At 41.9% G+C, this 22,470-nt stretch carries 27 protein-coding genes; 6 read left to right on the plus strand and 21 right to left on the minus strand.

Features of this window, described 5'->3' with window-relative positions:
• Window positions 1–23 precede the first annotated feature (23 nt).
• The 5 genes from rnr to SB660_RS10545 form a co-directional block, all read right to left on the minus strand.
• Window positions 24–2,366 carry a ribonuclease R gene (gene rnr, locus SB660_RS10525; RefSeq protein ID WP_058013672.1) on the minus strand — a complete coding sequence of 781 codons (2,343 nt, stop codon included), beginning with the start codon at window positions 2,364–2,366 and terminating at the stop codon, window positions 24–26.
• Window positions 2,367–2,385: 19 nt separating this feature from the next.
• Window positions 2,386–3,132: an alpha/beta hydrolase gene (locus SB660_RS10530; RefSeq protein WP_410582446.1), complete on the minus strand. Its 747-nt coding sequence runs from the start codon at window positions 3,130–3,132 to the stop codon at window positions 2,386–2,388.
• A gap of 124 nt (window positions 3,133–3,256) precedes the next feature.
• Window positions 3,257–3,490 carry a preprotein translocase subunit SecG gene (gene secG / locus SB660_RS10535; RefSeq protein WP_003212746.1) on the minus strand — a complete coding sequence of 78 codons (234 nt, stop codon included), beginning with the start codon at window positions 3,488–3,490 and terminating at the stop codon, window positions 3,257–3,259.
• A 186-nt stretch (window positions 3,491–3,676) separates the two neighbouring features.
• Window positions 3,677–3,967: an AbrB/MazE/SpoVT family DNA-binding domain-containing protein gene (locus tag SB660_RS10540; protein WP_003213714.1), complete on the minus strand. Its 291-nt coding sequence runs from the start codon at window positions 3,965–3,967 to the stop codon at window positions 3,677–3,679.
• A 26-nt stretch (window positions 3,968–3,993) separates the two neighbouring features.
• The gene (locus SB660_RS10545; protein WP_410582449.1) at window positions 3,994–4,227 is read right to left on the minus strand and encodes a helix-turn-helix domain-containing protein; all 234 of its coding nucleotides are present in this window, start codon (window positions 4,225–4,227) and stop codon (window positions 3,994–3,996) included.
• Between the two features lie 153 nt (window positions 4,228–4,380).
• Here SB660_RS10545 and SB660_RS10550 point away from each other — a divergent pair, with 153 nt between their 5' ends.
• The 3 genes from SB660_RS10550 to catR all read left to right on the plus strand — a co-directional run bounded on the left by SB660_RS10550 (window position 4,381) and on the right by catR (window position 5,717).
• Window positions 4,381–4,785: a helix-turn-helix domain-containing protein gene (locus SB660_RS10550; protein ID WP_044138963.1), complete on the plus strand. Its 405-nt coding sequence runs from the start codon at window positions 4,381–4,383 to the stop codon at window positions 4,783–4,785.
• 130 nt (window positions 4,786–4,915) lie between these two features.
• Complete coding sequence (locus tag SB660_RS10555) at window positions 4,916–5,314, plus strand: helix-turn-helix domain-containing protein (protein WP_058013670.1); 399 nt, start codon at window positions 4,916–4,918, stop codon at window positions 5,312–5,314.
• Window positions 5,315–5,396: 82 nt separating this feature from the next.
• Window positions 5,397–5,717, plus strand: coding sequence for a catDE operon transcriptional regulator CatR (gene catR / locus SB660_RS10560; protein ID WP_058013669.1), 321 nt, complete (start codon window positions 5,397–5,399; stop codon window positions 5,715–5,717).
• Window positions 5,718–5,797: 80 nt separating this feature from the next.
• Here catR and SB660_RS10565 read toward each other — a convergent pair whose 3' ends face one another.
• Genes SB660_RS10565 through SB660_RS10580 form a run of 4 tightly spaced genes read right to left on the minus strand, consistent with a single transcriptional unit; the run spans window position 5,798 to window position 9,255 of the window.
• Window positions 5,798–6,487 carry an ABC transporter permease gene (locus SB660_RS10565; protein WP_044138966.1) on the minus strand — a complete coding sequence of 230 codons (690 nt, stop codon included), beginning with the start codon at window positions 6,485–6,487 and terminating at the stop codon, window positions 5,798–5,800.
• A gap of 21 nt (window positions 6,488–6,508) precedes the next feature.
• Entirely contained in the window at window positions 6,509–7,426 is a 918-nt protein-coding gene (locus SB660_RS10570; RefSeq protein ID WP_058013668.1) for an osmoprotectant ABC transporter substrate-binding protein, read from the minus strand.
• Between the two features lie 13 nt (window positions 7,427–7,439).
• A complete protein-coding gene (locus tag SB660_RS10575) occupies window positions 7,440–8,093 on the minus strand; it encodes an ABC transporter permease (RefSeq protein WP_058013667.1) in 654 nt (217 codons plus the stop codon).
• 13 nt (window positions 8,094–8,106) lie between these two features.
• Window positions 8,107–9,255 carry a betaine/proline/choline family ABC transporter ATP-binding protein gene (locus tag SB660_RS10580; RefSeq protein ID WP_003212926.1) on the minus strand — a complete coding sequence of 383 codons (1,149 nt, stop codon included), beginning with the start codon at window positions 9,253–9,255 and terminating at the stop codon, window positions 8,107–8,109.
• A gap of 269 nt (window positions 9,256–9,524) precedes the next feature.
• Here SB660_RS10580 and SB660_RS10585 point away from each other — a divergent pair, with 269 nt between their 5' ends.
• The gene (locus tag SB660_RS10585; RefSeq protein ID WP_012011291.1) at window positions 9,525–10,061 is read left to right on the plus strand and encodes a GbsR/MarR family transcriptional regulator; all 537 of its coding nucleotides are present in this window, start codon (window positions 9,525–9,527) and stop codon (window positions 10,059–10,061) included.
• Between the two features lie 55 nt (window positions 10,062–10,116).
• Here SB660_RS10585 and SB660_RS10590 read toward each other — a convergent pair whose 3' ends face one another.
• Window positions 10,117–10,749, minus strand: coding sequence for a MarC family protein (locus SB660_RS10590; RefSeq protein WP_410582452.1), 633 nt, complete (start codon window positions 10,747–10,749; stop codon window positions 10,117–10,119).
• A gap of 117 nt (window positions 10,750–10,866) precedes the next feature.
• Here SB660_RS10590 and SB660_RS10595 point away from each other — a divergent pair, with 117 nt between their 5' ends.
• Window positions 10,867–11,331 (plus strand): hypothetical protein, encoded by a 465-nt coding sequence (locus tag SB660_RS10595; RefSeq protein ID WP_410582454.1) that lies wholly within the window; start codon window positions 10,867–10,869, stop codon window positions 11,329–11,331.
• Between the two features lie 15 nt (window positions 11,332–11,346).
• Complete coding sequence (locus tag SB660_RS10600) at window positions 11,347–11,811, plus strand: GNAT family N-acetyltransferase (protein WP_410582455.1); 465 nt, start codon at window positions 11,347–11,349, stop codon at window positions 11,809–11,811.
• A 22-nt stretch (window positions 11,812–11,833) separates the two neighbouring features.
• On the opposite strand, the gene SB660_RS10605 is transcribed toward SB660_RS10600, so the two are convergent.
• From SB660_RS10605 to SB660_RS10655, 11 genes are all read right to left on the minus strand, one after another.
• Window positions 11,834–12,115 (minus strand): hypothetical protein, encoded by a 282-nt coding sequence (locus SB660_RS10605; protein ID WP_061409652.1) that lies wholly within the window; start codon window positions 12,113–12,115, stop codon window positions 11,834–11,836.
• Window positions 12,112–12,480, minus strand: coding sequence for a hypothetical protein (locus SB660_RS10610; protein WP_058013663.1), 369 nt, complete (start codon window positions 12,478–12,480; stop codon window positions 12,112–12,114). The genes SB660_RS10605 and SB660_RS10610 overlap by 4 nt, the downstream gene beginning before the upstream one ends.
• A complete protein-coding gene (locus SB660_RS10615) occupies window positions 12,477–13,874 on the minus strand; it encodes a hypothetical protein (protein WP_410582458.1) in 1,398 nt (465 codons plus the stop codon). The genes SB660_RS10610 and SB660_RS10615 overlap by 4 nt, the downstream gene beginning before the upstream one ends.
• Window positions 13,846–14,613: an ATP-binding cassette domain-containing protein gene (locus tag SB660_RS10620; RefSeq protein ID WP_061409658.1), complete on the minus strand. Its 768-nt coding sequence runs from the start codon at window positions 14,611–14,613 to the stop codon at window positions 13,846–13,848. Before SB660_RS10620 ends, SB660_RS10615 begins: the two co-directional genes overlap by 29 nt.
• 58 nt (window positions 14,614–14,671) lie before the next feature.
• A complete protein-coding gene (locus SB660_RS10625; RefSeq protein ID WP_012011299.1) occupies window positions 14,672–14,941 on the minus strand; it encodes a hypothetical protein in 270 nt (89 codons plus the stop codon).
• Between the two features lie 256 nt (window positions 14,942–15,197).
• Entirely contained in the window at window positions 15,198–16,490 is a 1,293-nt protein-coding gene (gene eno / locus SB660_RS10630) for a phosphopyruvate hydratase (protein WP_012011300.1), read from the minus strand.
• A gap of 29 nt (window positions 16,491–16,519) precedes the next feature.
• Complete coding sequence (gene gpmI, locus SB660_RS10635) at window positions 16,520–18,055, minus strand: 2,3-bisphosphoglycerate-independent phosphoglycerate mutase (RefSeq protein ID WP_410582461.1); 1,536 nt, start codon at window positions 18,053–18,055, stop codon at window positions 16,520–16,522.
• Window positions 18,048–18,809 carry a triose-phosphate isomerase gene (gene tpiA / locus SB660_RS10640; protein ID WP_034660024.1) on the minus strand — a complete coding sequence of 254 codons (762 nt, stop codon included), beginning with the start codon at window positions 18,807–18,809 and terminating at the stop codon, window positions 18,048–18,050. The genes gpmI and tpiA overlap by 8 nt, the downstream gene beginning before the upstream one ends.
• 30 nt (window positions 18,810–18,839) lie before the next feature.
• A complete protein-coding gene (locus SB660_RS10645) occupies window positions 18,840–20,024 on the minus strand; it encodes a phosphoglycerate kinase (RefSeq protein ID WP_003213359.1) in 1,185 nt (394 codons plus the stop codon).
• Window positions 20,025–20,237: 213 nt separating this feature from the next.
• Window positions 20,238–21,245 carry a type I glyceraldehyde-3-phosphate dehydrogenase gene (gene gap / locus SB660_RS10650; protein WP_012011304.1) on the minus strand — a complete coding sequence of 336 codons (1,008 nt, stop codon included), beginning with the start codon at window positions 21,243–21,245 and terminating at the stop codon, window positions 20,238–20,240.
• Window positions 21,246–21,276: 31 nt separating this feature from the next.
• On the minus strand, window positions 21,277–22,314 hold the full coding sequence (locus tag SB660_RS10655) for a sugar-binding transcriptional regulator (RefSeq protein WP_058013660.1): 1,038 nt from the start codon (window positions 22,312–22,314) through the stop codon (window positions 21,277–21,279).
• Window positions 22,315–22,470 lie beyond the last annotated feature (156 nt).

Here is a 22,470-nt window from a genome sequence, read left to right on the forward strand (position 1 = left end):
TGCCCTATTTGCTTTTTGTCACGTTACTTTTTCTTTTTACGCTTTTGTTTTGGCGCGTTATCAAATACACGTTTTTTCTTTTTCTTCTTTTTACGGCCTGTGAACCAGTCACTTCCGCCTTTATCCTCTTTGGCTTTATCACCAGAGGCATTTTGACCTCCGCGCCCTTTTTTCGCTGGTGAATCTGTTCGTTTTTTAAACTTAAAATCTTTTGGCGATTTTCGGCGGGTGCCTTTCATGCCGACGATTTCAAAATCAATCGAGTGCTCATCTTTATTGACATTCACCACTTTGACTGTGATTTCATCACCGATACGGTAGACATTTCCTGTGCGTTCACCGATCATGGCAAAGTGCTGCTCATCAAAGCGATAGTAGTCGTCTGTCATATAGCTGACATGGACAAGGCCTTCAATTGTATTCGGCAGTTCAACGAATAGTCCGAAGTTCGTCACGGAACTAATCATGCCATCAAATTCTTCACCGATTTTATCAAGCATAAATTCTGCCTTCTTGAGATCATCTGTTTCACGTTCTGCATCAACTGAGCGGCGCTCCATTGTAGACGCATGATCTGCAATTTCAGGAAGCAGCTGGCCCCACTTTTCTAGGGTTGCTTCGTCTGTCTTTTTCTGAATCAAATAGGTTCTAATCAGTCTATGCACGATTAAATCCGGATAACGGCGGATCGGTGATGTGAAATGTGTATAGAATTCCGTTGATAAACCAAAATGGCCGATGCTTTCCGGATCATATTTCGCCTGTTTCATCGAACGAAGCATCACGGTTTGTATCACAACTTCTTCTGGTTGATCCCTCACAGCATCAAGTACACTTTGAAGTGCACGTGGATGGATGTTTGTCGACGTTCCTTTCACAATGTAACCAAACGTTGTCACGAACTCTAAAAAGCGCTGAAGCTTTTCAGGATTTGGTTCTTCGTGAATTCGATAGATGAAAGGTACATTCAACCAGTGGAAATGCTCTGCAACTGTTTCGTTAGCAACAAGCATGAATTCTTCAATTAATTTCTCTGCGACTGAACGCTCGCGAACGACAACATCTTTTGCTGCGCCTTCATCATCTACAAGCACTTTTGCTTCCTTGAAGTCAAAGTCTACTGCCCCGCGCTCCATCCGTTTTTCGCGAAGGATCTCTGCAAGCTTCTCCATCTCTTGGAACATTGGGACGAGCGGCTCGTATTTGTCAATAAGCTCTTCGTCTTCATCGACTAAAATCTTATTCACATCAGTATAGGTCATTCTTTCCGTCGTTTTGATCACACTTTGGAAAATCTCGTGTTTCACGACCTTCCCATTTCGATCAATGACCATTTCACAAGACAGTGTGAGACGATCGACCTTCGGATTCAATGAGCAAATACCGTTTGACAGGCGGTGCGGGATCATCGGAATGACGCGGTCTACGAGATACACACTCGTTCCACGCTCATAAGCTTCCTGATCAATCGGGGAGTTCTCAGTGACATAATGAGAGACATCTGCAATATGCACCCCTAGCTTATATTTGCCATCATCCAGCTTTTGCACCGTAACGGCATCATCTAAGTCCTTCGCATCTGCTCCGTCAATGGTGACAATCGTTTCGTTGCGCAGATCTCGCCTGCCTTCGAGGTCTTTTTCATCAATCGTTTCAGGTGTGTCTACTGCCTGCTGGAGCGCTTCTTCTGGGAACTCCCCTGGCAGGCCGTGTTTATGAATGATTGATAGTATATCAATGCCAGGGTCATTTTTATGACCGAGGATTTCAGTCACTTCGCCCTCTGCACTCATTCTTCCTTCTGGGTAGCTAGTCAGCGTCACGACCACTTTATGCCCTTCGACCGCTCCATTTTTAGCGGATTTCGGAATGAAGATATCGGTTGTGATTTTTTTATCATCAGGAATGACAAAGCCAAAGCTTTTCGTTTCTGTGTAGGTACCGACAACCGTCTGAGTATTACGCTCCAGAATTCGGATGACCGTTCCTTCTTTTTTTGTGCCGTTTGATTTGTGGCTGACACGAACCATGACCGTATCACCATTCATCGCTGTGCCTAGCTCATTAGGCGGAATGAAAATATCATCCTGTCCAAACTCTTCTGGTGTCACAAATGCAAAGCCTTTTGCATGAGCAGACAGCTTTCCTTTTACCAAGTTCATTTTTTCTGGTACACCGTAGCGATCGCTGCGCGTGCGAACGATGAGTCCTTGATCTTCCAGAATCACAAGCGCTTTGACGAGCTCTTTATAATCATCTGGATTGGTAATCTCCATCATCACTTCCAGCTCTTGAACGGTTAACGGTTTATACGCTTCATCTTTCATAAAAGCGAGTAGTTCATTCATAAATTCTTCTTTTTGCACACTCTAACCCCCTATATATTTAAATTGACCAATCAAGTGATTCTAGGAATGCATATACATCCTGATGAACCTTCTCGCGCTCTTTATCAAGCGTGATCGCATGGCCTGATTCTTCATACCATGTTAAATGCTTTTGATCTGTCTCTACTTCGTTGTAAATGATATTCGCACTGTCTGTATTAATCATATGATCGTGACGTGCCTGAACAACAAAAGTAGGTGAATAAATCATGTCGACATTGTTTCTAACATCTGCAATGAGTTCTTGCAGGCTCTTAAGTGTATCCATTGGCGTTTTCTTGAACTCTTCCATTTCCTGTTCAATTTGGTCCTCTGTCTTACCCTCGAATTTCTTATAGTTACGGGCATATTCTAGTACACCCTGGTACATGACTTCTTCACTTTTTATGTACATAGGTGCACACATAGGTACAATTCCCTTTACAGGTACAGTGTAACCTAATTTCAATGAAAAAACTCCTCCGAGGGATAGGCCGCAAACCGCGATTTCCTCATAGCCTTCATCCTTTAAGAATTGATAGCCTTCTTGTACATCATTCCACCAGTCATCCGGTCCAAAATGGACAAGCTCTTCTGGCGGCACACCGTGTCCTTTATATTGTGGTGCATGACACGTATAGCCTCTTTCGTTCAAATAACGGCCCAGCATTCGAACATCGGCTGTATTCCCAGTAAAACCGTGAAGAAGAAGCACTGCCTTTTCTCCACCTTTAAACGTAAATGGTTTTGGTGTAACAACTTTCATGATGTGACTTCCTTTCCTTCTGATATGGTTTATATTTTCCACTTGTATGTATGAAACAAACACTAAAGAGTGCTGATAATAAAAAAAGGTCTGAAAAAAGATCAGACCTTCTGTTACTCGCGCTTTACACGCCTAAATATGCCAATGCAAGTGTTAAAATGAAGAAAAGCACTGACAAAATAACCGTTAAACGGTGAAGTATCAAGTCAAGACCTCTCGCTTTTTGCTTACCGAAAAGCTGCTCGGCTCCACCTGAAATAGCGCCTGACAGTCCAGCACTTTTACTAGATTGTAACAATACAACGATGATAAGTGCGATACTGACAATTACGAGTAATGTAATAACAAATGCGTGCATGAAAACACCTCCAGACAAACTGGTACACATAACTTTATTTTACATGAAAACAAGGTGCATGTCACGAAACATCAAAATAAAGATTCCCTCTATATTCTCGACTTTATTCGTTATTTTGATTCAATTTCATTCCAAAGAGTAGTATGCAGCATTTTTCATATGCAATTTTCGGTTAAAAACACGTTTTTAACGGGTTGCTTCTTCTTTCAATAGCTGTTTTAATTCTACTAACAAACGTTCAGCTCCTTCAGGACTCAGCATCACTTTCCCATTTCCATAGCTTTTGTTATACTTCGTCACTTGTCCAGTTAACAGGCAGCTCTTATCAGCATCATATTTTTTCAGCATGATGGTTTGATCTTCAATGAAAATTTCTAACAGCTGCTCTTCTTTAATATTGAGCACCTTGCGCATTTCTGAAGGCAGAACAATTCTGCCTAGTGAATCAATATGTCTGACCATCCCAGTTCTTTTCAACGACATTGCCTCCTTGATCATTTCGTTCATTGACTTTTGTCAACACTTTCATAGTAAAATAGATCTTCAAATTTTTTATCAAAGTAATGAATCATTTTGCCAATGACAAGCTGGCCTGGTTTCCGGTGACCATTTAATACCCTGCTAAGTGTAGCAGGAGAAATGCCAATTTCATCAGCGAGCTGATTTAAAGACATATCGTTTTCGATCATATACTGCATGACAAAAGTCCGCCTGATCTGAATCTTTTCGACCATCATTACAACCTCCTATGGAATCAATATGTACAACGTGTAGGTGCTCATATGAACTAGATCTATTAACTTAAGTCAACACTTTTACCCCTCTGCTATTTCCTTTGGTCAATGATCATACTAAAATAAGTCATATACTGAAATGTGAGGTTCGATGTCATGAATCACTTTGGTGAACAATTACGCATTTTAAGAGAAAATAGAAAAATGTCTGTCAATCAACTCGCCATGTATTCAGGTGTAAGCGCTGCTGGTATTTCTCGTATTGAAAATGGAAAGCGTGGTGTGCCGAAGCCTTTAACCATAAAAAAATTAGCACACGCTTTGAAGGTGCCTTATGAGGATTTAATGCTGCTTGCCGGTCATATTGAACAGGAACAAGTTCATGAAATGAAACCAAAATATGAATCCGTGTTGAAAATCTATCAAACGGCGCTTCAAAAGGATGTAGAACATCTTCCCATTTTTGACGGTGACCTATGGGAAAGACTATCCGCACAAGACATCAGCCAGCTGAATGAATACTTTCTCACGCTCATCAACCAAAAAAAGACGAACAAATAGCGGGGCATAACCTTAAGATACATTCACTATTAACTAATGTCAATATTTTCATGGTATACTTGTTGCCAATAGTCAACAAATCAAGTAAAATAGATATATCTAATCTATAACCATGTGAGGTTTTGCCTTGATGAAATTTGGTGCATATTTAAGAGCATTACGTGAGGAAAAGAAGCTGTCAGTAAACCAATTAGCGATGTATTCAGAGGTCAGTGCTGCTGGTATTTCTCGTATTGAAAATGGGAAACGCGGCATTCCGAAGCCTCCTACGATAAAAAAACTAGCCGGTGCATTAAAGGTTCCCTATGAGGAAATGATGCAGGCTGCGGGCTATATTGAGGAAGTCTCTTCTGTCCATCAGTTGAAGGAAGAGGAAATGGCACTATCCAAAATAAAGGAAGCCGCAGCGCAATACGAACTTGGCGATCTCGAACTATTTGATGGAGACATTTGGTCAACTCTTTCGAAAAAAGAAATAGAAGACCTCAACCGCTATCTGTTATTTATAATAAACAGCCGTTCGTCATAGAATGTTTTGATCATTGACAAGCTTTTTGAGCTGATTTATGACAAATTTACGGTATAATGGGTTCAGATTGGAGTGAAGAAAGATGAATCAATCTGATATGTGCCCGCGGTTTGAAAAAGCAGTTGAGTTATTGAGTAAACGCTGGGTTGCACTGATTGTTTTTCAGCTTCTCTCAGGTCCGCAGCGTTTTAGTGAAATTGAGGCCGCTCTGACAAATTTAAGCGGAAGAGTATTATCTGAGAGATTAAAAGAGCTAGAAGCAGCAGGCATTGTAAAACGGGAGGTTTTTGCTGAAACACCCGTGCGTATTGAGTATTCTTTAACTGATATGGGGCGTTCCCTTGCACCCGTTTTTGAGGAAATTTCGAAGTGGTCTACTGAATGGATCACGCTTGAATCATAAAATCCCCGCATGTGAACTGCCTGCTCATCATAAAAAAACCTCCCTTACAGACGTAAGGGAGGTTTTGTCATTTCAACCACTTAAGCAGATGTCATGTTTTTTTCAGCTAATGCTTTTCTTTCTTTTTTCTTGTTCGTTGGGCTTAAATAGCGTTCGAGCCAGCCCATGACTAGGTCAGCGATAATGGCCATGAGTGCAGTTGGAATAGCACCTGCTAAAATGATGGCTGTTCCGTTTGTGGCGTTTGATCCTCTGATGATGATATCACCTAGACCTCCTGCACCAACAAATGTCCCAATCGCTGTAATGCCGATGGCGATGACCAGTGCCGTTCTTAAACCAGCCATAATGACCGATAAAGCAAGCGGTAATTCAACCATTCTCAGCACTTGCCATTTCGTCATGCCCATCGCTTTACCCGATTCTAAATAAGCATGTTCAATGCTGACAATCCCTGTATACGTGTTGCGGATGATCGGCAGAAGCGAATACAGAAAGAGTGATAAGATGACTGTATTGGCGCCAAGTCCTAACACAAGCATTAACACGGAAAGCATCGCCAACGCCGGTATGGTTTGAATGACGTTGGTAATGGCGAATATCCAATTGCTTAGCTTACGGTAATGCGCCACAAAGATGCCTACTGGAATTCCGACTATTGCCGCAAACAGCACCCCATACGCTGACATGAGAAAATGCCGATAAAATTCTTCTAACACATATGAACCGTTCTGCTGATAATACGTCCATAATTGCTGCAGTGTGTCCATCAGACGTGACACCTCCCCATCTTACTCAAAGTAATTGTTCTTTTTCAGGAAATTCTTCGCAACGGTGGCTGGTTCTTGAAGCTCCCCGTCGACTTGATAGTTCAGCTCTTGCATTTGCTCTGTATCGATTTTTCCGATCAGTCTGTTGATCACCTTATCTAGCCCTGGATTCTCTTTTAAGACTTTTTCCGGGACAACAGGCGATGCGTCATATGGCGGGAAAAACCGCTTATCATCTTTTAAAATTTTGAGGTCATAGGCTTTGATTCGTCCATCTGTTGAATAGGCAAGCACAATATCCATTTTTTCATTTTTTAATGCATCGTAGACTAAACCAATCTGCATTGGATACGTGCTTCCAAATTCAATTCCGTATGTTTTCACGAATCCTTCATAACCGTCGCCTTTCTTTTTGAGCCAAATATTATCGACACCGAACCGGTAATTCTTCGCATTCTTTTTCAAGTCAGAGACCGTTTCTAACTTGTTTTCCTTCGCCATCTTTTGCGTCACGGCAAAGGCATACGTATTATCAAAGCCATAGGAATCAAACCATTTGTAATCATAGCGTTTCTTAAATTCTTTTTGAACGATTTCCATTGCACGCTCCGGATCTTTTTCCGCATCCATTCCAAGCGTACTCGTCAAATCTGTCCCTGTATATCTTGTCGCAGATATGTCGATATCTCCATTTTCCATTGCTTTCTGCTGTACGGTATTAGAGCCTAGGTTTTTCACAATGGTTGTCTTTTTATCTGTGTAATGTTCGATGATCTCGCTCACCATATAGGCCATTATTTCTGATTCGGTAAAGTTTTGTGCTCCCACCCGCAGCGTATTGCCTGAGGAGCCGGCTAGTCCAGGAAGTGAACAGCCGCTTATCAATAACAAGCAACCGGCAAGCAGTGCACTGATCCATTTTGTTTTTCGATTCTTCACATAAGCCAACTCCTTATGAAACTTCCTTCAATCCTTTTAAGGCTTCTGGTGTTACTTTTTTCTCCAGCTTCATCAATGTAAAGTCGATGATGACCGCTAAAATAGTGACTGGGATGGCACCTGCAATAATGTATTCCGGCTGGTATAGCTGAAGTCCAATCAAAATGTAGTCACCAAGACCGCCTCCACCAATAAAAGCAGCAAGTGTTGTCCAGCCAATTAAATAAATCGTTGACGTACGGACACCTGCCATAATGATCGGTACAGCAAGCGGAAGTTCCACAAGTCGAATTTGCTCCCATGTCGTCATGCCGATCCCTTTACCGGATTCAAGAAGGTTTTTGTTCACCCCTTGGACGCCAGCATACGTATTTCTCAAAATAGGCAATACCGAATAGAAAAAGAGAGCAACGATTGCAGGTATTTTCCCAACTCCCAAAATAGGAATAAAAAATGCAAGAATCGCTAAACTAGGGAGTGTTTGAAAGATATTTACGACACCGATGACAAAACCTGCGCCTCGTTTCATTCGCGTGAGAACGACGCCTAAAGGAACGGCAACGATAATTCCTAGCACGACAGCAATTAAGGAAATATATAAATGCTCCCACATTTTTGTGAGGAGTTCCCCACCATTTTTCTCTAGAAAATCGATGATTTGATCCATGTGTCCACCTCCCTTAGTTCATTTCAATGGCAGACGCTGGCGTATCGTCTCCCCAAATGGAGTCGTACACAACATCTACAAGACTTGCCCGTGTCACAATGCCTTTTAAATGCCCTTTGGCATCGACAACCGGTACATATTTAATACCGCGTATTAAGATTTTCCGAACGGTGTCTCTGAGAAGTGCGCCTTCTTGTACAGTATAGAACTCTGTATTTAAGATCTCACCAACGAAAGCCGCTTTTCTGCGGTTCGCATCAATAGTTTCAATATCGATATAGCCTTTTAACACATCATGTTCATCTACTACAAGCAAGGAATCGACCCGCTTTTCTCTCATGATGTAGATGGCATCAGTCAACGTTTGTTCGACTGTAATGGTAACTGGTGACGTGTTCATCATTTGTTCTACACGTTCCATATTCGGATTTGACTGAAGCAGGCGTTCTTTTCCGATGAATTCTTCTACGAACTCGTTGGCTGGGTTACGTAAAATATCTTCTGGTGTGCCTACTTGAACAATCTCTCCATCTTTTAAAATCACAATTCGGTCAGCCAGTTTAATTGCTTCATCCATGTCATGTGTGACGAATACGATGGTTTTATTTAACGTTTTTTGCAGCTTCTTAAATTCTTCCTGCAGTGTATCTCGTGTAATTGGATCAAGTGCACCAAATGGTTCGTCCATGAGGATCAGAGGGGGTTCTGCTGCTAGTGCGCGAAGAACTCCGATACGCTGCTGCTGTCCTCCACTAAGTTCATGAGGATAGCGCTCTAAAAATTCCGGGCCCATGTCGACGAGCTTCAGCAGTTCACGTGCTCGTTCTTTCCGTTTTTCTTCCGGCCATTTTAACAGCTTCGGCACAAGTGAGATGTTTTGCGCGATGGTCATATGGGGGAACAGTCCAATTTGCTGAATCACATAACCGATTTCTCTTCTTAATTGAACTGGATCTTTTTTCATGATATTTTCTCCCTCTATAAAAATGTTTCCTGAGGAAGGTTCGATGAGTCGGTTGATCATCTTCATGGTTGTAGTCTTACCACAGCCACTCGGTCCAATAAAACAAATAAATTCTCCTTTTGCTATGTCTAAATCAATATTTTTGACAGCTTTTTTTCCGCCTTTATACGTCTTAGATACATTCTCTAGTTTCAGCAAATGAGACACCTCCAATTAGTTGGATCTATATATTCAGAAAATTTACACCTTATTAATTATAGTGCAAACTTTATAAAATAAAAAGTTTATGATGTGTTTGTATTGCATAACATTTATATAAAATTTTCAGTTAACGCTGTAATATCTAGAGATCTCTCCTTTTTCCTCCAAATTACTAGCAATTACTCAATATTTATTGTTTTCATCAACAAACAGGTATATGATATATTGTGTTACAAATTGTCAGTCGTGAAGGGATGAAGCGGGGAGTGGACAAGCAAGCGCTAGGCGCCATTCAAAAAGCACAGGATCATTATATTGAAAAAGCTGCAGAGAACATGAATGCCTTTGGTCTTTCTTCTACAGTGGGTAGAGTGCTTGGTATCATTCACATGAACCGTAAACCAATGACGCTGGAAGAGCTATCAGAGGCGACCGGCATGAGCAAAACGAGGATGAGTCAAGTCGTTCGAGAAATGCTCGATTTAAATATTGCGGAAAAGGTTTATGAAAAAGGAATACGTAAAGATCTTTATGACGTTGAGCAAGATCAATACCAAACGTTTATTTCATTGTTTGCAGCCAATTGGACACGTGTTGTCAGTAAAAACCGTAAAGCACATAAGAAAACGTGCAAGGAATTGCAAGAGCTGCTTGAACAGGAAGATTTACCAGAAGAAACAGAGGATAAAATCAATCTGCTTCTTTCAGAAATCAAGGAAAGTCTTGATTACTATGATTGGATTAGCCGCTTAATTGAGTTCTTTGAAAGTGAAGAAGTATTTAAGCATGTGCCGAAACCTTAAAAAAAGCTGTTTTATTTTACATCTTTGTAGAAAAAAACAGCTTTTTTATATACACTTATGACATAAACATCGGAAACATCCCTTTTAAGCCTGCGCCGATCATTTCAACTGCCACTACAGCCAGAATTAATCCCATCAAACGCGTCACAACATTCATCTCTGTTTTCCCCATTTTTCGCATAATAAAACTTGAATAATGAAATGCATAATACGTCATAGCAAGAACGATGACAATGCCAATTAGAATCGAAAACATGTGGAGCATCCCTTGACTTCCAGGGGTCAAACTCATGACTGTAGCGATTGTACCGGGACCAGCGATGATCGGAATGGCGAGCGGCGTAACGGAGATATCTGCCTTCTCTTTGCTTTCTGCCTTCTCCTCCGAATGAGGATTTTGGACGTGTGATTCTTTTGCATTCAGCAAATTGTAAGCGATACCAAAAATAAAAATACCGCCAGCGATGCGGAGTTCATGAATATCGATCCCAAACAATTTGAAAATAAGCCTGCCTGCCAATAAAAAGGCGATCAAAATAATAAAAGAGACCACGACGGCTTTTTTGGCTGTCTGGGAGCGCTCTTTCTCTGTATAGCCCTCTGTTAAGGTGATGAAAAGAGGTACGTTTCCTATGGGGTTTGATACAGCAAATAATGAGACGACCACATGAATCATAAAGGAAATCAACAGACACCCTCCTTTTTTCATAGTGTCTGCCATTCTGATGTGAATATTCCCTTATGATGTTAAAACCTGTATATCTTTAACCGATGATAATAGAGGTTTAAAGAAAGGGGTTCACACATGAAGAAAACAATGACGATCATTCTTCTTTCTGTAGCAGTTATAGCCTCAGGTGGCTGGATTGTTTGGCAGCAGCAGACCATCGAAGAAGCAGAGAAAACTCATCAGCAAGAAAGCAAAACGAGCGATCTTAAGCTCTCGCAGTTAACATCAGATCAAACAGATATGAAGCATAAAAATGATGAACAAAAAAAGCAAATAGCCACCGTCACAAAAAAGCTCAAAAAAGAAAAGAAAGCCTATGAAAAAGAGGTCAAACAGCGTAAAGCGCTTGAGGTAAAAGTTGACCAGCTTCAAAAAGAGCTGACGGCAGCAAAAGCTACTGCTCAAGCAAATAAGCAGACCACTCAGTCTACAAGGAAACCAACTGTCAAAAAAGACCCGAATGTCACTCATCATCCTCCCTCACAGTGGGTACAGGACCAATACGATTGGGGCGTGAAACAAGGGTATATTAAAGAATAGAAAGGACGAAAAAATGTGATACAGATTCGGCGATTATCTCATGATCAACCTCTGCCAATGGATCTTTTACTATTAGCTGATCCTTCAAAGGAAAAGGTTCTCACTTATGTACAATCCGGCTCTTGTTATGCCGCTTTTCATGAAGAGGATGTGATTGGTGTCTATGTGCTATCATCGCTCTCTCAGCATTCAGTGGAAATCATGAATGTGGCTGTGAAGGAGTCATGGCAAGGAAGGGGAATTGGGAAGCAGCTGGTCCGCCATGCGATCGCTGAAGCGAAAGCTGCTGGTTTTCATACGATTGAAATCGGCACAGGCAACTCGAGTATTCAGCAGCTCGCACTTTATCAAAAATGCGGCTTCCGCCTAACGTCGATCGATCGAGATTTCTTCCTTAAGCATTATGATGAACCAATTTATGAAAACGGGATTCAGTGTATAGATATGGTACGGCTGTCACTCACATTTCAAGCAGACTGACTTTTTGTTCAGCCTGCTTTTTTTATGCTCTTCGCTTTTTCACAGCATGAATCACATATTGAATGAATAAGTAAAGCACAGTGCCAGTTAAAAAGCAGACAACGCATCCAAAAAGCGTCGCCTCAGAGCTGAATTGATACTCTTCAATTTTCATGATATAAAATGGCATGCCAAACAGCGTTGGACTTGATTCGATATGATTGACCTCTAACAGTAGTAAAAAGACAGGGGTCATAAACACAGCAAATATATACAGCATCGCAAGTGTTAAGCCGCTAGAAAACGAATGAAATACTTTGATCATCTCTTTCTCTCCTTCATCTCTTTTAAACTGGCTGTGATATTTTTCCCGTCTGGGCAAGCTGGATGCAGCATCACAGTGTTCAGTAAAGAAAAAAACAGCAGCTGATGACTCACCGGATGCTTCCACATCAAAAAAAGCACAATCGAGCAGAGTACCGGAAACAGCGGACCTGCAAGTGCCACCATCAAATTAAAGCTCGGCCGGGCAAATGTCTCATGAATGATCGCCACATGCTTCCAATCAATCGTTACCACAAAATCAAAGAGCGGCCTTTTTTCGACTTTGTTACATACCATGATCATCAGCATATGACCGAGTTCATGTATGAGCACAACCGCTAGTAAACTAATGACAAGCCCCATCATCGCAATATCGGCCTTTTTAACATCACAGCATATATACAACTGAAAAAGACAAGTGAACCAAGCAGATAAGCAGTGGCAAGAAGAAACATATTAGCTGACAGCCACTCTAATAAAAGCATATCGATGAAGCTGAATACAGCTATCATCATCACGATGACAAATAGTTTATTAAAATCACTGATTTTCACGACAAAACCTGTACAGGCTGCCATGACGGTCATGAATAAAATGGACAAACTCGCCAAGCCATGACCTTCACTTTCAATTCCAATCACCAAATAAGCAAGGCTAATATAGACAAAATAAATGAGTAAATTGATTGTGTAATAAAATAAAATTCTCGACAATATATACGCGCCCTTTGATGTATTTAACATAAAGATGGCCCGTTGATTGAGATGATATTCTCTGCCAATCATCAGTGGAAGCATGATCAATATTTCCTTTAACGCAAACTGCACAATAAAGGCATACAGCCAGCCAGTTTCTTCAGGTGTAAAAACAAATGGCAGTCCAGCCGTCAAACAAACGAGAAAGAGGAACAAAATGCCTTGTTCTTTAAAAACAGCTGATCGAATGAAATAGACCATTTCCTGCCGCAGGTGCGTCAGAAAGGAAGAATACGTCCTGATTTTCTGGTAAGAAAACGACTTTATCTCTGTTTTCAGCTGCAAAAACATTTGATGAACATAGCAAGCTGCTAAACCTTTTACCCATAGCCATCCAGCGCTTAGAAGGATCACCAGCAACGTCAGATAGACAGCCGGCCATACACGGATCATCTCCACCGCTTTTTGAAAAAGAAGAAATATGAGTACTTGAAGTGCCGCAAAGCCGATCGTTTGCAGCAGTAAATGCTCCTTTGTTTTTGATACGAAATGACTTACACCGATCCGCAACAGCATCCATGAAGAGAGCGTATAAAGTGCCAAGATGCCGCATGTGATGCAGACAACGATGATCCAATACAAAGATGGGATGGCACCCGTGATAAAAAGCCCTAATACAATCGGTAAAAAAAGCAGTCCAGCCATGAGAAAGCAAAAAAGCCCTGGAAAGAAATATGCACAAAGGACAAATGGTACACTTTGTATCGCACTGTTCAAAAAGTAGAATTGATATTCTTGGCGCTTCAGTTTATTTCGGGATAACACAATCCCTGCTCCTAATAGTAAGAGCGACATTTTGACAAATTGGATGTATAGCGCAGCTGGCTCACTTTCACCTGCCTGCATGTAAAAGCGCAGGCTGATGACAACGTATATCGCATAGATGAGCAAGAGAAAAACGGTGGCTGCGAGAAGCTGCAAAGGATACTTTTTTCCAAGCTGCTTTCCTTTCGTTGTCAGCATTCCCCATTCGATTTTATGAAGAACGTGTCGTGTCCAAATCATTGAGTAACCTCTCCACCTGCATATAGTAATCTCGATTTACTTCTTTATAAATCTCTTCAAGTGCCTGATGAGGATATGTCTGATTTGTTTCTTGGCGGGACATATTCAGCTTGACGTCACCATTTCTTAAGATCATGAGATGATCATATAATGTATCACCAAAGCTCAAATGATGAGTTGAAATCAGAATGCCAGCACCTTGATCTCTCAGCTTCATGAGCACCTTTTTTAAGATGATCATCATATCTGGATCAAGTCCGTTCGTTGGCTCGTCAAACACATAATAATCACACGGTCTGAGGAGCTGCGAAATGATCTGTGTTTTCTTTTGATTGCCATGGGACAGCTGAGCGATTGGTTGATCCATATACGGACTCAGCTCAAACAAATCGATGAATGTCTCTTCACGTGTGACATCTTGCTCATGTGGCAGCTGAAGTAATTGAAAGTATTCCCTCGGTGTTAAATAATCGAACAACGCATGATCATCAGGAACATAGGAAACATGTTTTTTCAAAAGGGAAATATGTGCTGAGGATTGAAGGTTCAGCTGTTCACCATGTAAGGAAACGCAGCCAGTAAATGGCGTCAGCCCAAACATAGCTTGGATCATTGTTGTCTTTCCTGCCCCATTGTGTCCTAAAAGAAGCATCATCCGGCCTTTCTCCACGTTCATTTGTATATGGCGGAGAGAGAAGGTGCGGCTATACGTTTTTTCTTGTAATTGTAATGTCAGCATCATATTCCTCCGTTTGTTTCAGATGGAACAGATGGCCTCGCATCTGTTCTCATCCCTGTTAGAAACCGCATTTGATTTTCACGTACATGCCTAAAAACTTGAATTCGCCTAAAAATTTAGAGCCTTTTCCAAAAGTCTTGCATGCCCAAATCAATGCTGCGACTGTCACAATACCTAAAATAGCGGCAAGGACATAAATCCAAAATGCATTTTTCTGTACGTTCTTAGAAGTTAGAATTCGTTGCTTCCTTTCATCATAGGCCGCCAGTAGGTGAAGGACATACATATACACTCCTACTGGAAAACGAAGGCTAAAAGGATTCAGCATCTCATCACCCCCTAATATATGTAAAATGATACCATCCCCCATACAGAAAACATAAGTTCATTTCAGATCATATTTTTAGTCGATTTTTCATGATCTATTGCTTATAAATAGTCGAGCTGCGCGCTTTCCCTCTGACCGAAGGACGACTTTTTACAAAAATAGGATGCGACTATTGAAACAGCTGCGGGATCTCATTCAACAAAAAAACGCTGCGCCCACTCTTATATAAGAGCGGAACGCAGCGCGTGGCATTACATTATTTATTCAAGTTATAGAATGTTTCAATGCCGTGGTATTGAGCTGTTTCAGCCAATTGATCTTCGATGCGAAGTAATTGGTTGTATTTCGCCACACGGTCCGTACGAGACGGAGCACCTGTTTTGATTTGTCCAGCGTTTGTTGCAACAGCGATGTCTGCAATTGTGCTGTCTTCTGTTTCACCAGAGCGGTGAGAGATCACAGCTGTGTATCCTGCACGTTTTGCCATTTCGATTGCATCAAATGTTTCAGTTAATGTACCGATTTGGTTTACTTTGATTAGGATTGAGTTACCAACGCCGTTTTTGATTCCTTCAGAAAGCTTCTTCGTGTTTGTCACGAATAAGTCATCTCCTACTAGCTGAACCTTGCTGCCAAGGCGCTCAGTTAATAGTTTGTGACCTTCCCAGTCGTTTTCATCAAGGCCGTCTTCGATCGAGATGATTGGGTATTTCGATACCATATCTTCATACCAGTCAACCATTTCAGCAGATGTTTTCACAACACCTTCACCTGATAAATGATATTTACCGTCTTCTTTGTTGTAGAACTCAGAAGATGCAGCATCCATTGCAAGTTTCACTTCTTCACCTGGTTTGAAACCAGCTTTTTCAATCGCTTCTACGATTGTTTGAAGTGCTTCTTCGTTAGAACCAAGGTTTGGAGCGAATCCACCTTCGTCACCTACAGCTGTGTTTAAGCCTTTTGCACTTAATACAGATTTCAGGCTATGGAAGATTTGTGCGCCCATGCGAAGTGCTTCACGGAAGTTTGGGGCACCTACAGGCATAATCATGAATTCTTGAATGTCTACGTTGTTATCCGCATGCTCTCCGCCGTTGACGATGTTCATCATTGGCACTGGAAGCGTTTTGGAGTTGAATCCACCAAGGTATTGGTAAAGTGGAATTTGTAAGAAATCAGCAGCCGCACGTGCTACAGCGATAGATACGCCAAGGATTGCGTTTGCGCCTAATTTCCCTTTGTTTTCTGTTCCGTCAAGTTCGATTAACATTTTGTCAATTGCTACTTGTTCAGTGACATCAAAGCCTAAAAGCTCTGGTGCAATGATTTCGTTTACGTTGTTTACAGCTGTCAGAACACCTTTTCCAAGGTAACGGTCTTTGTCTCCGTCACGTAGTTCTACTGCTTCATATTCACCTGTAGAAGCACCACTTGGTACTAGTGCACGGCCAAAGCCGCCAGATTCTGTGTAAACTTCTACTTCAACTGTTGGGTTACCGCGAGAGTCTAATACTTCGCGTGCATATACGTCAACAATGTATGGCATTGTTATTTCTCTCCTTTTGAATCAATTTGTTATTTCTGAATCAATGATGTTCCTGTCATCTCTTTTGGTTTTTCAACACCAAGTAAGTCTAAAAGGGTTGGAGATAGATCGGCTAGAATGCCGCCTTCTCTAAGCGTTGCACCTTTTTTCGTTACGATGACTGGAACAGGGTTTGTCGTATGTGCAGTATGCGGCTTTCCTTCTTCGGTAATCAGCACGTCTGCGTTACCGTGGTCTGCCGTGATGATGGCATGTCCGCCTTTTGCTAGGATTGCGTCGACAACAGCTCCTAAGCACTCATCTACTGCTTCAATGGCTTTGATTGTTGGCTTGAGCATACCTGAGTGACCAACCATATCCGGGTTAGCAAAGTTCAGGATGATCGCATCATGCTTGTCAGCATTGATGTCTGCAACAAGTGCATCCTTTACCTCATAAGCGCTCATTTCTGGCTTGAGGTCATAGGTTGCCACATCTGGCGAATTGATCAAGATGCGGTCTTCACCAGGAAATTCTTCTTCACGTCCACCGCTCATAAAGAACGTCACGTGAGGATATTTCTCTGTTTCAGCAATCCGCAGCTGTTTCAATCCATTTTGCGCTAGCACTTCTCCTACTGTGTTATCCAAATTCACTGGTTTGAAAGCAACATAGCCATCAACCGTTTCACTGAAGTGTGTGAAGCAGACGAAGTGTAAATTCTTCGGATGTGCTTCCCCGCGGTCAAATGAGCGGAAATCTTCATTTGTGAAGGTGTTCGAAATTTGGATCGCACGGTCTGGGCGGAAGTTATAGAAAATCACAGAATCGCCGTCGTTTACTTTAGCAACTGGCTCACCGTTTTCTCTCGTGATGACAGATGGAATAACGAATTCATCGTAGATTCCATTTTCATAGGAGTCATCAACGACATCATAGATGTTTTGATAACTTGGGCCTTCACCATACGCCATCGCGCGATATGCTTTCTCCACACGATCCCAGCGTTTGTCACGGTCCATTGAGTAATAGCGTCCAGAAAGTGTTGCTACTTCTCCGACACCGATTTCTTTGATTTGTTCTTCAAGCTGTTTTAAGTACACTTTGGCTGTCTTCTGACCAACATCACGTCCATCCAAGAAGCCATGAATGTATACTTTTGTTAAGCCTTCTTTTTTCGCTAGTTTCAGCAAGGCAAAAAGATGCTGGATGTGGCTGTGCACACCGCCGTCTGACAAGAGACCGAATAAATGAAGGGCCTTGTCATTCTCTTTTGCATAAGTCATTGCCTCTAGGAACGTTTCGTTTTTCTCAAATTCCCCATCACGAATGGCAACATTCACTCTTGTTAAGCTTTGATACACAATGCGTCCTGCACCGATGTTCAAATGCCCAACCTCAGAGTTCCCCATTTGACCTTGCGGGAGGCCTACTGCCTCACCTGAAGCCGTTAAGGTTTGATGCGGGAATTCGTTCCAGTAGCGGTCGAAGTTCGGTTTCTTTGCTTGGGCAACAGCGTTACCGACTGTTTCGCCTCTTAAACCGAATCCATCTAAGATGATTAATGCAGCTGGTTTCTTACTCATATTGACCTTCCTCCAATAATTGAACGAAAGACTGAGGTTCTAAGCTTGCGCCGCCTACCAAAGCACCGTCAATATCGGATTCTGCCATATATTCTTTAATATTCGCAGGTTTCACGCTTCCGCCATATTGAATGCGAAGGCTGTCTGCCGCTTCTTGACCATATTCACTTGCAACCGTTTGACGGATATGCGCACAAACGTCGTTTGCATCTTTCGCTGTAGAAGATTTCCCTGTACCGATCGCCCAAATTGGCTCATATGCAATGACAGATTCAGCGACTTGCTGAGTTGTTAAACCAGCTAGTGCTTTCTTCACTTGATCAGCGACAAGTTCATTTGTTTTGCCAGCTTCACGCTCTTCAAGCGTTTCACCTACACAGATAATTGGAACGATGCCATGCTTGAATGCAGCATGTGCTTTTTTGTTCACTGTTTCATCTGTTTCAGCAAAGAATTCACGGCGCTCTGAATGACCGATCACTGAGTAGCCAATGCCAAGATCTTTTAGCGCAGCAGGGCTGATTTCACCAGTGAATGCACCATTTTCTTCAAAGTGCATGTTTTGTGCACCAATTTTAAGGTCTGTTCCGTTAGAAAGGCTGTTGAGCTTTTCAAGGAAAAGGGCTGGCGCACAGACAATTGCTTCCACTTTGTCAGGAGATGGAATGGATGACTTGACTTCTTCAACGAAGCTAACCGCTTCGCCAAGTGTTTTGTTCATTTTCCAGTTCCCAGCTATAATTGGTTTTCTCATGATTGACACTTCCTTATAGCAGTTTTGGTCTTATTTATCGTTTAATGCAGTAACACCTGGAAGCTCTTTGCCTTCCATAAATTCAAGTGAAGCGCCGCCGCCTGTAGAAATATGGCTCATCTGATCAGCAAGACCAAATTTCTCAACAGCTGCTGCTGAGTCTCCACCACCAATGACAGAATATGTATCTTTTGCTTCTGCCAGTGCTTCTGCGATTGCTTTTGTTCCTTTAGCGAATGCGTCGATTTCAAATACACCCATTGGTCCATTCCAAACAACAAGTTTGCTGTTTTTAATGACATCAGCGTACTTGCCTATTGTCTCTGTTCCAATATCAAGTGCTTCTAGATCACTTGGAATTTCAGAGATTGGCACAATGCTCGTATTTGCATCATTTGAAAAGTCGTCGGCTACCAGAACATCTGTTGGAATCAGGAAGTTCACGCCTTTTTCTTTTGCACGGTCCATAAAGGATTTTGCTAAATCAACTTTGTCTTCTTCTAATAAAGATTTTCCTACTTCGTGGCCTAGTGCTTTCACAAATGTGTAAGCAAGTCCGCCGCCGATGATGAGGTTGTCCACTTTATCAAGAAGACTTTCAATGACACCGATTTTATCCTTTACTTTTGCGCCACCAATAATCGCTGTAAATGGGCGATCAGGGTTTGAAATGGCTTTTCCTAGAACCTCAAGCTCTTTTTGCATGAGGAAGCCCGAAACAGCCGGAAGATATGCTGCAATACCAGCAGTGGATGCATGTGCACGGTGTGCAGCACCGAACGCATCATTGACATACACATCAGCTAAATCAGCAAATGCTTTTGATAGTTCAGGATCGTTCTTTTCTTCACCAGGATAGAAACGAACGTTTTCAAGCACTAGCACATCTCCTTCTTTTAAGTCAGAGATTTGCTTTTTCACGTTGTCGCCATAAGCTTCATCCGCTTTTTTCACTTCTTGTCCAAGAAGCTCTTGCAGACGTTTCGCTACAGGTGTCAGACGCAATTCTTCAGTAACTTGACCCTTCGGACGACCCAAATGACTAGCTAGCAGTACCTTTGCGCCTTGTCCTGTTAAATACTCAATCGTTGGTAATGCTGCGCGAATACGAGTATCATCCGTCACTTTTCCGTCTTTCATTGGAACGTTAAAATCTACGCGGCAGAACACAACTTTACCTTTTACGTCAATGTCTTTTACTGATTTCTTATTCATGCTCGTCAGGAGATCCTCCTTTATTCTGGTTTCCTTACGCATTGGACAAGTCTCTCTTTATCCTTTTCCCATTTTGCCCTCATCAAAACGAGAAATCGTGCAGAACGGATAAAAACAGAGAAAAAGGGAAAGGGATGCTTCCCCTTCCCTTGTCCGTCTTCATTATATCGTGTCTCTAGGAAAGAACCAAGTGAGTTCCTTCAGTGTGACAAATTAAAGACCTTGTTTTGCAATGTAAGCTGCAAGGTCAACAACGCGGTGAGAATATCCACTCTCGTTATCGTACCAAGAAATGACTTTCACCATGCTGCCTTCCATTACCATTGTAGAAAGAGCATCGATTGTTGAAGAGTTTGCATTACCATTGTAGTCACCAGATACTAATGGCTCTTCGCTGTAGCCAAGGATTCCATTAAGTTCTCCTTCAGCTGCTTCTTTAAGTGCTGCATTTACATCTTCAGCCGTTACATCTTGGTTTAATTCAGCTACAAGGTCAACTAAAGAAACGTTAGGTGTTGGAACACGCATAGCGCCACCGTTTAATTTACCTTTAAGTTCAGGCAATACAAGTGAAACAGCTTTTGCAGCACCTGTAGAAGTTGGGATGATGTTTTCCGCAGCTGCACGAGCACGACGGTAGTCTTTGTGCGGAAGATCAAGAATTTGTTGGTCATTTGTGTATGAGTGAACAGTTGTCATCATACCGCGTTTAATGCCAAATTTATCGTTAAGTACTTTTGCAAATGGAGCTAAGCAGTTTGTTGTACAAGATGCATTAGAGATGACATCGTGGCTAGCTGCATCGTATTTGTCTTCGTTTACACCCATAACGATTGTGATATCTTCTTCGTTAGCAGGAGCAGAGATGATGACTTTTTTAGCGCCAGCTTCTAAGTGTTTTGCAGCGTCTGCACGTTTTGTGAAGAATCCAGTAGATTCAACAACGATTTCTACGCCTTGTTTACCCCAGCTTAATTTTGCAGGGTCACGTTCAGCTGATACTTCGATTGTTTTACCGTTCACTACTAAGTTCGTACCGTCTACAGAAACCTCTGCATCTAGTTTTCCGTGAACAGAGTCATATTGTAAAAGGTGTGCAAGCATGTTAGCGTCTGTTAGATCGTTAACCGCTACTACCTCAACTTCAGGATTGTTTAATGCTGCACGAAATACGTTACGTCCAATACGTCCAAATCCGTTAATACCGACTTTTACTGCCATGATGTTTCCTCCTTTTATAGGTCACAATGTTTTATATTGAGGGATCAATTGACTCCCTTAATAACTCTTTTGCGGCTCCTTCGTCTGTGACGAGAACCGTTCGGCGGGGTTTTTTGAAATAAGCTTCAATGGCCCCTGCCTTTGATGATCCACCTGCAACAGCAATGATGTGTGGAATGCTTTCTAAATCATCTAGCTGCATGCCGACGGAGTGCACTTTGTGGACGACCTCACCATCACGGTTAAAGTAATAGCCAAAGGCCTCTGTCACTGCGTCATGCTCATCAATCTTTTTTAAATCTTCAGCTGGTGTGTTTCGTCTCATCGCCATTGTTTTTGCTTCACCGATTCCATGAATGAGCATCGTGGATGATTTAATCGTTTGAAGCACTTCTTTGACTGATGGCTCTTCAATAATGGAAGAGTAAGCACCTTCTGACAGCTGTCCTGGAACAAACAGCAGTTTGTAAGTACCGGAAGCTTTTTCAGCCATGTGGGCACAAATGGTGTTTGCCTGATTTTTTACATTCTCCCCAAGACCGCCTCTTGCAGGGACAAACATCATGTCTCTGTTTTTGGCATCAGGGGTCATCATTTCGGCAACGGCTTCCATCGTCGTTCCGCCAGTGACGGCGACGATATTATTTCCAGTAAACCTTTTTTTCATACACTGCACAGCAGCTCTTCCCATTTCTTGCTTCACCCACGGGGATTCGTCACTGTCACCAGAAACGATCATGACTTCTTCTAGGCCTAACTTCCTCTTTAATGTATTTTCCAAAAAGGTTAAGCCTAAAACGTCCTTCATCATTCCTTCAAGCATTTCAAGCAAAGCATGACCTTCAGTCGTCAGCATCATACCGCTCGTTTTGACATCCAGCAGATTTTGTTCTTTTAAGAACTGAACTTCAGCTCTTAAGATGCGTTCACTGAGACCTAGACTCGTCGCAAGGCTTCTGCGGCCGATTGGTTCAGCTAGCCTGATGTATTGCAAAATGTCGTAGCGTTTTTGCATAACTGTGAGAAGATCTGGCAATAATTTTTTTTGAGCTTCTAATAAACGATTCATGGCTAACGACCCTTTCTTTTCACGTTGGACTAAAAACGTCCCACTGTGACAAAAAACGTCCCGCCACAGCCAAAAAAAATCAATCCCTGCTTTCTTTAATTATTTTAACAGGATAATCTTGCATTTTCAACTCTTACAAACACATTTAGACAAAAA

The sequence above is a fragment of the Bacillus sp. SIMBA_005 genome (assembly GCF_046535585.1).
Taxonomy (GTDB): Bacteria; Bacillota; Bacilli; order Bacillales; family Bacillaceae; genus Bacillus; species Bacillus pumilus.

What these genes read in the sequence shown, in the direction of transcription:
- SB660_RS10530 (WP_410582446.1), bottom strand. Translation starts at nt 3,132, where the DNA reads ATGAAAGTTGTTACACCAAAACCATTTACGTTTAAAGGTGGAGAAAAG.
- secG (WP_003212746.1), bottom strand. Translation starts at nt 3,490, where the DNA reads ATGCACGCATTTGTTATTACATTACTCGTAATTGTCAGTATCGCACTT.
- SB660_RS10545 (WP_410582449.1), bottom strand. Translation starts at nt 4,227, where the DNA reads ATGATGGTCGAAAAGATTCAGATCAGGCGGACTTTTGTCATGCAGTAT.
- SB660_RS10550 (WP_044138963.1), top strand. Translation starts at nt 4,381, where the DNA reads ATGAATCACTTTGGTGAACAATTACGCATTTTAAGAGAAAATAGAAAA.
- SB660_RS10555 (WP_058013670.1), top strand. Translation starts at nt 4,916, where the DNA reads ATGAAATTTGGTGCATATTTAAGAGCATTACGTGAGGAAAAGAAGCTG.
- catR (WP_058013669.1), top strand. Translation starts at nt 5,397, where the DNA reads ATGAATCAATCTGATATGTGCCCGCGGTTTGAAAAAGCAGTTGAGTTA.
- SB660_RS10565 (WP_044138966.1), bottom strand. Translation starts at nt 6,487, where the DNA reads ATGGACACACTGCAGCAATTATGGACGTATTATCAGCAGAACGGTTCA.
- SB660_RS10575 (WP_058013667.1), bottom strand. Translation starts at nt 8,093, where the DNA reads ATGGATCAAATCATCGATTTTCTAGAGAAAAATGGTGGGGAACTCCTC.
- SB660_RS10595 (WP_410582454.1), top strand. Translation starts at nt 10,867, where the DNA reads ATGAAGAAAACAATGACGATCATTCTTCTTTCTGTAGCAGTTATAGCC.
- SB660_RS10605 (WP_061409652.1), bottom strand. Translation starts at nt 12,115, where the DNA reads ATGATCAAAGTATTTCATTCGTTTTCTAGCGGCTTAACACTTGCGATG.
- SB660_RS10610 (WP_058013663.1), bottom strand. Translation starts at nt 12,480, where the DNA reads ATGATGGGGCTTGTCATTAGTTTACTAGCGGTTGTGCTCATACATGAA.
- SB660_RS10615 (WP_410582458.1), bottom strand. Translation starts at nt 13,874, where the DNA reads ATGATTTGGACACGACACGTTCTTCATAAAATCGAATGGGGAATGCTG.
- SB660_RS10620 (WP_061409658.1), bottom strand. Translation starts at nt 14,613, where the DNA reads ATGCTGACATTACAATTACAAGAAAAAACGTATAGCCGCACCTTCTCT.
- SB660_RS10625 (WP_012011299.1), bottom strand. Translation starts at nt 14,941, where the DNA reads ATGCTGAATCCTTTTAGCCTTCGTTTTCCAGTAGGAGTGTATATGTAT.
- eno (WP_012011300.1), bottom strand. Translation starts at nt 16,490, where the DNA reads ATGCCATACATTGTTGACGTATATGCACGCGAAGTATTAGACTCTCGC.
- gpmI (WP_410582461.1), bottom strand. Translation starts at nt 18,055, where the DNA reads ATGAGTAAGAAACCAGCTGCATTAATCATCTTAGATGGATTCGGTTTA.
- tpiA (WP_034660024.1), bottom strand. Translation starts at nt 18,809, where the DNA reads ATGAGAAAACCAATTATAGCTGGGAACTGGAAAATGAACAAAACACTT.
- SB660_RS10645 (WP_003213359.1), bottom strand. Translation starts at nt 20,024, where the DNA reads ATGAATAAGAAATCAGTAAAAGACATTGACGTAAAAGGTAAAGTTGTG.
- gap (WP_012011304.1), bottom strand. Translation starts at nt 21,245, where the DNA reads ATGGCAGTAAAAGTCGGTATTAACGGATTTGGACGTATTGGACGTAAC.
- SB660_RS10655 (WP_058013660.1), bottom strand. Translation starts at nt 22,314, where the DNA reads ATGAATCGTTTATTAGAAGCTCAAAAAAAATTATTGCCAGATCTTCTC.